At 39.1% G+C, this 6685-nt stretch carries 6 protein-coding genes; 3 read left to right on the forward strand and 3 right to left on the reverse strand.

Annotated elements, in window-relative coordinates; genetic code table 11:
* Window positions 1–223: 223 nt before the first annotated feature.
* Window positions 224–1090 (reverse strand): formyltetrahydrofolate deformylase, encoded by an 867-nt coding sequence (gene purU / locus ORQ98_RS28575; protein WP_274692237.1) that lies wholly within the window; start codon window positions 1088–1090, stop codon window positions 224–226.
* A 392-nt stretch (window positions 1091–1482) separates the two neighbouring features.
* Here purU and ORQ98_RS28580 point away from each other — a divergent pair, with 392 nt between their 5' ends.
* Together ORQ98_RS28580 and ORQ98_RS28585 are read left to right on the forward strand one after the other, a co-directional pair.
* Window positions 1483–3075 (forward strand): BCCT family transporter, encoded by a 1593-nt coding sequence (locus tag ORQ98_RS28580; RefSeq protein WP_274692238.1) that lies wholly within the window; start codon window positions 1483–1485, stop codon window positions 3073–3075.
* 448 nt (window positions 3076–3523) lie between these two features.
* A complete protein-coding gene (locus ORQ98_RS28585; RefSeq protein ID WP_274692239.1) occupies window positions 3524–4168 on the forward strand; it encodes a thermonuclease family protein in 645 nt (214 codons plus the stop codon).
* A gap of 278 nt (window positions 4169–4446) precedes the next feature.
* Here ORQ98_RS28585 and ORQ98_RS28590 read toward each other — a convergent pair whose 3' ends face one another.
* Entirely contained in the window at window positions 4447–4911 is a 465-nt protein-coding gene (locus ORQ98_RS28590) for a hypothetical protein (RefSeq protein WP_274692240.1), read from the reverse strand.
* Between the two features lie 478 nt (window positions 4912–5389).
* Here ORQ98_RS28590 and ORQ98_RS28595 point away from each other — a divergent pair, with 478 nt between their 5' ends.
* Window positions 5390–6082, forward strand: coding sequence for a hypothetical protein (locus ORQ98_RS28595; protein ID WP_274692241.1), 693 nt, complete (start codon window positions 5390–5392; stop codon window positions 6080–6082).
* Between the two features lie 80 nt (window positions 6083–6162).
* On the opposite strand, the gene ORQ98_RS28600 is transcribed toward ORQ98_RS28595, so the two are convergent.
* On the reverse strand, window positions 6163–6363 hold the full coding sequence (locus ORQ98_RS28600; RefSeq protein WP_274692242.1) for a hypothetical protein: 201 nt from the start codon (window positions 6361–6363) through the stop codon (window positions 6163–6165).
* Window positions 6364–6685 lie beyond the last annotated feature (322 nt).

Below are 6685 nucleotides of genomic sequence, written 5' to 3' on the forward strand. Positions count from 1 at the left end.
ACAGCATCGCTGTGATGATATAGACAAGTTATTTATACAGCATCTTCAATATGCCACTTTATAATTTTCTAGCTATATCACGACTCTTCCAATGGAGAGTGTTGCAATAGAGGAGTATAGAGATAGCAGAATTCGACCTCCCCCTTTGATAAAGGGGGAAATCGGCTTTGCGACAGTCTCAATTTGTGTAGGTAATTAAGCGAGTGAGTCTTCAAAAATACAGTTAATCCGGAAATACCACTGTTTTATTATGATGTAAAAACACTCTATTTTCACAGTGATATTTAACCGCTCGGGCCAGGGTAAGACACTCGATGTCTTTACCTTTTTCTGCCAGCTCAGCTGGGTAATGGGTATGATCTACTGTTTCAACACCTTGGGTAATAATGGGGCCTTCATCTAGCTCATTACTCACATAATGCGCGGTTGCGCCAACCAGTTTTACCCCTTTTGCAAAGGCTTGATGATAAGGCTTGGCCCCTTTAAAACCAGGTAATAATGAGTGATGAATATTGATCGCCCAACCATTTAGCTTTTCACACATTTCAGGTGACAGTACTTGCATATAACGAGCAAGCACCACTAGCTCTGCCTGGGTTTGTTGAATCACTTCCCATACTTTTGCTTCTTGCTGTGATTTGGTTGCTGCTGTAATAGGAAAATGGTAATAAGGGATTTGATGCCACTCAGCTAACCCTTTTAAGTCAGGATGGTTAGAGATGATTGCAGGAATTTCTATATTTAAGTGGCCTGTTCGGTAACGATAAAGCAAGTCGTTTAAACAATGATCATGCTTCGACACCATAATTAATACTTTTGGTACATGATCAGGCTCATGTAACTGCCATACCATATTAAATGGCGTTGCTCGCTCATTTAACTGAGATTTAAATGCTTCTACATCAATAGCATCACCTTTATCATGGCGAAATGCAGCTCGTAAAAAAAACTGCTGGCAAGCCGTATCATCAAAGCTATGCATATCTTTAATATAACAGCCCTGCTGATATAAAAAGTGCGTAATGACATCAACCGTACCCAAACGACTAGGGCAGGTGGCTGTTAATATATAGGTAGCGTTATCAACCATTGTTACCTTACTTTTTTATAATAGATTGACCAAATATTGATTATGGTCAGCTAAGTCAGTTTCCTATTACCTCAAAACGACTACAGTAGTGCTAAATTATCCAGCAGATCAGTTTCATCTGCTATCGTCGGTATTTTTACTGAAAAAAGTCGCTTTTAACTATGTTACTACATGTATATTCCGCCAGAATCAGCCGGAGCATATTCTAATAAATGGTAGTTATATAGTGGATTATATCGTTAAAAAACAGTGCATTAGGCTTTTCTTATACTCTCATTACTGCCCTGATACCCGCTCTCCTCCATAACAATCATGCGAACTAATAACCATCACTGCTGCTTAATTAATTCATAAACAAAATATAACGATAAATATAAAAAGGGGATTAACCCATGGTATCAACTCAGGGCTTTTTTAGAGGAACTGACCCCACCTCCTCGACAATCTCTTTCCTTACCATTCTACTTTTTGTGATTAGTGGTGTACTGATAACAGATACCGTAGCTGGCTGGTTTGGTGCAATGTCCAGCTGGATACTTAGTTACTTTAAATGGTATTACATCGGCTTAGTTGCTTGCTTACTATTTTTTTGTTTTTGGTTAATTGCTAGCCCTTATGGGCAAATTAAACTGGGCGAAAACGATGAGCAACCAGAGTATAGCTATTTTGCCTGGTTTGCTATGCTATTCAGCGCTGGGATGGGCATTGGTTTAGTTTTTTGGTCTATTGCCGAGCCTATTTATCACTTTCAAGGTAACCCATTTACTTCAGAACCACTGACCCCAGAAGCCGCTGAAATCGCTATGCGACTGACCTATTTTCATTGGGGGTTACACCCTTGGGCTATTTATGTAGTGGTTGGCTTATCGCTCTCTTTTTTCAGCTACCGCAAAAAATTACCACTTGCTATTCGTTCAGCCCTTCACCCATTAATTGGTGATCGACTGTATGGGCCATGGGGGCATTTAGTTGACGTGCTAGCTGTATTTGCCACTGTTTTTGGAGTGGCCACTTCCATGGGGTTAGGGATATCTCAAATGAACGCTGGTTTACACCACATGTTTGGGGTAGATATTTCAACTACCAATCAGCTCTTTCTCATTACCATAGTCACCGCTATAGCCACTTTATCAACCGTCACTGGCGTCGGTAAAGGAATTAAATGGCTTTCAAGTATTAATCTTTGGCTTACTTTTATTATTATGGGGTTCTTACTGTTGTATGGTCCGACCCGCTATTTGCTCAATAGTTTTTTACAAAGCACTGGTGACTACCTGGCAAATGTTATTCCACTCAGCTTATGGACAGATGCTGAAAGCCAATCTAGCGGTTGGCAAAATAGCTGGACTGCCTTTTATTGGGGTTGGTGGATTGCCTGGGCACCTTTTGTTGGCATGTTCATCGCCCGTATATCACGCGGCAGAACCATCAGAGAGTTTGTCATAGGCGTTTTATTAGTACCAACATTACTTGGTTTTATTTGGTTAACGCTATTTGGCAGTACGGCATTGTCACTTGAGCTATTTCATCAAGTAAAAAATGAAGCAGGTGAAATGGTTGCAGCAGTGGGTCAAGCCGGTATTGTTGATGCAGTCAAAGCCGATGTGACCTCAGCGCTTTATACAACACTGGAAACACTGGATAATGGTACAGTCGGTTGGACAGCCACGTTTGTTGCCACTTTATTAATTGCCACTTACTTTATCACCTCTGCCGACTCCGGCACGCTGGTAGTTGCTACTATTTTATCCCATGGCAACCCTAACCCTGCTACCATTCACCGGGTTATATGGGGAGTGGGTGAAGGCGCTGTTGCTGCTGTATTATTATTAGCCGGAGGTTTAAAGGCACTGCAAACCGCTTCTATTAATGTAGCGTTACCTTTCTCATTGGTCATCATTGTGATGATGTGGGGATTAGTAAAAGCATTAAAAGCAGAACACCAACAAACTTTAATACAGCCTTTGTCAGTCAAAAGCTCTTAAGTATTAGCGCAATTTAAAAACGTAAGGGGCTAGCTAGCCCCTTGTTAATTAGAGCTCATTACCACCTTGATGAAGATATACAGCGGAAGCCTTCTGAAAAATACCCTGTTACTCCCTATCTATTCACTTTTACAACACCTACCTTGCAATAATCCAGTAACAAACATTGCTTACCTCTCTTGCAAAATAATTAGTTGCCTTTGCAAACAAACGTACCATCCATCCCCCCTTGTACGCCAACATAGTTTTCTGGAAGCACCCCTTATAATTTTACCGTCTCTGGCCTTCCGGTAAATTAGTAATCAAGGCGTTACTTCGATGGCATGCTAGGTGCCCTGTACTATTTGTGTCGTATTTATCTCAGAAAAAACAGTGAAACCAGATGGTAGTTTGACAATACCCGCTCGCTAATTTTTAAATGGGCTACCCATTAACAAAGGAAATCAATATGCGACAACTGACTATATTGCTGCTGATGCTAACTCCTTCACTAGCAACAGCACTTGAAGGTAAGGTAATTAGTATTTCTGATGGCGATACACTTACACTGCTAACAAACAATAAAAAACAAGTGAAAATACGACTTGCAGAAATCGATACCCCTGAAAAGGCACAGCCTTACGGCCAAAAAGCCAAACAAGCCTTGTCAAGTATGGTTTTTCAAAAAACTGTAAAAGCAGATGTTCAAACAAAAGACAAATACGGCAGAAGTATTGCTCACATCTATCTGGGCAACACTTGGGTGAATGCTGAGTTGGTCAAACAAGGGGCTGCCTGGGTATATGACCATTACAGTGATAGCAAAAAGCTTAAGCTGTATGAGTCAGAAGCAAAAACAAACAAACGTGGCATATGGACATTACCACTTACACAACAAGTCCCACCTTGGGAATGGCGCCGAAATAAAAGAACCATTACCCAGTCTAAAGCTAAGCCAGACTATAAACATGGATTTAGCTGTGGTAACAAAAAGTACTGTAAACACATGACTTCTTGCGAAGAGGCAAAGTTTTATCTTAATCAATGCAATTTAACAGGACTGGATAGGGACAAAGATGGAATACCTTGCGAGAAGCTATGTCGCTCCAATTGATACATATCAATTCTCTGTCTGTTTTACAACTTAAATAGTCGGAACTAAATAGCACTGAAAACCACTATTACTGTACTATATCTACTGTGTAACTCAAACAACTCTGACCCAGTTGTTACTGCATTGCCTCGTGTATTACTGATTGCTTTTCGTCCGCATTTTCGAGGCAATGCTTTTTTTACAACCCTTACTACTTTAAAAACTAACGTGTTTGTAAAGCTATTGCTTACCTATAGTTTTTTAGTTTGAATCAAAGCTCAACCCGAAGTAAATGGTAACTATTTATCCTCTGAACTGATAAGTTTAAACCGTTTTAATAATGGAATAAACAACAAAAATAGTACAACCCAAGGCACCCCCATTAAAAGCTCTAGCCCTATGATATATCCAATTATTTTCACAGTTTGCATAGTGAAAAGGGCTTCTATACTACTGGTCATTAAGATAAAAACCGGTAAATACAGTAATGTAAACACAACCACTATCAGCGGAAACAAACATACCGAGTTAAATGCCTGTTTATTAGTTAAATCCTTCATATTTCGCCACCCCAATATCAGGGCAATTAAGTAAGGTATAGCAAGGTAAACTAACCCCACTAAATTAACAAAAACATAGCCTTGTAGATCATCTATCCAGTCTGGATTAACTACTTGCTCTATAAGAAATGTAGCAGCCCAAATCAACAAAGGACCAAACACAGGCATTAACAGAATCAGTTTTAAATAGCTTTTATACTTCATGCCTACACCGCCCATAATCCGATAAACCACCAGCCATAGAGAAAGTCATATCTGAACATTTGGTAGTATAAGCTAAAGCTATTACACAACCTACAACAATTGAAGCCAGACTTTTGCCATGGTTCCCATGATGTAGAGAGTAAGCGAAGATTGTTTGACACCTGATGATAACTTACCCTTCCCTCGCTTCACAGACAGCAGATAGTTGCCAGCAGGCTTAACAACAGCTTCTAGTTCAATCCTCGCCCTGAATGGTTGGCAATACCCCATCAATCAGGTATAGCTAACAGTAACTGATTGATTTACATAGCTACTGTTACAGTGAATAGGAACGATGGAGTAAGAAACATATCCATTACTGAATACCTGACAGTAATTCATTAAATTAATAATTAACGCCTAGCCATATATGTTTAGTTTATTAACCCAACCATCTTTTAAACACTGCTATGAAAAAAAGGATTTTTCTGATCAATGAATGTGGATTGATCACGTCATCTTTGCTATCGTTCGCGCCTTAATTTTTATAACTCAATACGGAAACATTGAAGTGAAAGCAATAGTTACCCTTGTTTTAGTCAGTTTATTAGTAGGATGTGCAGCTCCTATTCGCAATATTCAAGATGGCTACTTTGTCTCATCAAGAAGCCCTAGCCTGAAGTTTAAAATACCAAGTAATTGGCAGCTTGATAAGCAAGATTCTCAGTCAGGATATGAAGACTATGATAAAGGCGGAGAAAGTGGCGGTCATTTAGGCACAAATATCACCAGAGAGTATTTTCGTTTTACTGAAACTACAAATAATTCCGATCAAATACAAAAGGTTATTGAAATTGAATTTAACCGTCTTGAAGGGCAATATGGACAGTTTATTGAAGACTTTCAAGGAACCAATTTCCTAGCTCAGAAAAAAGAGCATCTCTCTGATGGCAACCGGTATTATACCGCCTTTAGTTTTGGGAAAATAGACAAGAATAGTAAGGACACCAACAACTGCTATATCAGAAAAATGTTTAGTCGAGCAGTGGGTAACAAAAAGAACAGTATTTATATTAAAGTATACAAAACAGGAATTTCTTGCCAAACAGATTTCAAGACTGATTATGATAAAGTCATTAAGCAATATGAGCCTGAGTTAAATGCAGTAGTAAATAATATTATTCTAAAATAACTCCTCACCTAACCCTACAACGCCTGCTTAACCTAGATTAAGCAGGTACAAATTAGTTAAAAAACTGATTCAACACTATATTAGTACTTGTAGCACTCCGTTGTTTTTTTGTTCCCTTCATACTCTTCTTCACAACGTACTTTTTCACTATTAAAGGCATCATGGAAACGCTGCTCATCGGTTGTCACCCCTTTTTCCACACAACGAGCAAACTCGTCGGTACCAGGCATGAATCCATATTGTTGGCATCTATCGCGATGTTTAGCAACTCGCTTTTCCATACTTATACAACCAGAACAGATTATAGATACGATAATTACAAATACACCTGTTATTTTACTCATACAACAACTTATTTACCTAAAATGAGCTTTAAAATATACCACATTAGTCAACTCTCCTTGACACGGCTATAAACTTTACACTCCTTTACTCTTTTTTGCGAAGGAATATGCAAAACTTGGTGCCTCCCTAGTCTTCATACTTAATTGCCACACTCTTGGAAAGCCCCCGTTCAGCAGTGGTCATATATACCCATAACGAATCATTTTTAGGTGTAACTGAGTACCTAATCTGCAAACTCAGCTAATCCATTACCCATGA

This window comes from Spartinivicinus poritis, assembly GCF_028858535.1.
GTDB classification, from domain to species: Bacteria; Pseudomonadota; Gammaproteobacteria; order Pseudomonadales; family Zooshikellaceae; genus Spartinivicinus; species Spartinivicinus poritis.